We start from the raw sequence: 581 nt of genomic DNA, 5'->3' as shown, positions 1-581 counted from the left end.
CGACGGCAAGGCGCTGCTGACCGTCGAGGACCTGGGCGCGAGCGACGACCTCAATCCGGTGCAGCAGGCGCTGGTCGACTGTCATGGCTCGCAATGCGGCTTCTGCACGCCGGGCTTCGCGATGACGATGCAGGCGATCTATGAGCGGCACCAGGCGCACGGAACGCGTCCGGACCGGCAGGCGCTGGCCGACGACCTGGCCGGCAACCTGTGCCGCTGCACCGGCTACCGGCCGATCCTGGACGCGGGCGAACGCATGTTCGATGCACCGGCGCGGACCCTCGATCGCGCGCCGATGGTCGCGGCGCTGCGCACGCTGCGCGAGGATCCGCCGCTGCAGTACGAGGCGTCCGCGCGCGACGGCTCGCCGCAGCGCGTCTTCGCGCCGCACTCGCTGGAGAACTTCGCCACCCTGCGCGAGGCCCTGCCCACCGCGCGCCTGGTCGCCGGCGCAACCGATGTCGGGCTGTGGGTCAACAAGCAGCAGCGCGAGCTCGGCGACGTGATCCTGACCGGCCGCGTCGACGCGCTGCGCCGCATCGAGGCCGGCGCCGACGGCACGCTGCGCATCGGCGCGGCGG

1 protein-coding gene is annotated in these 581 nt (G+C 73.3%); it reads left to right on the top strand.

Annotation, left to right across the window (positions count from 1 at the left end; all coding sequences use genetic code 11):
* Nucleotides 1-581: 2Fe-2S iron-sulfur cluster-binding protein (locus FUT87_RS26375; protein WP_186830776.1), on the top strand; the 581-nt coding region annotated here is incomplete at both ends.

This window comes from Mitsuaria sp. TWR114, assembly GCF_007997345.1.
This window is presented reverse-complemented; position numbering and strand designations above follow the sequence as displayed.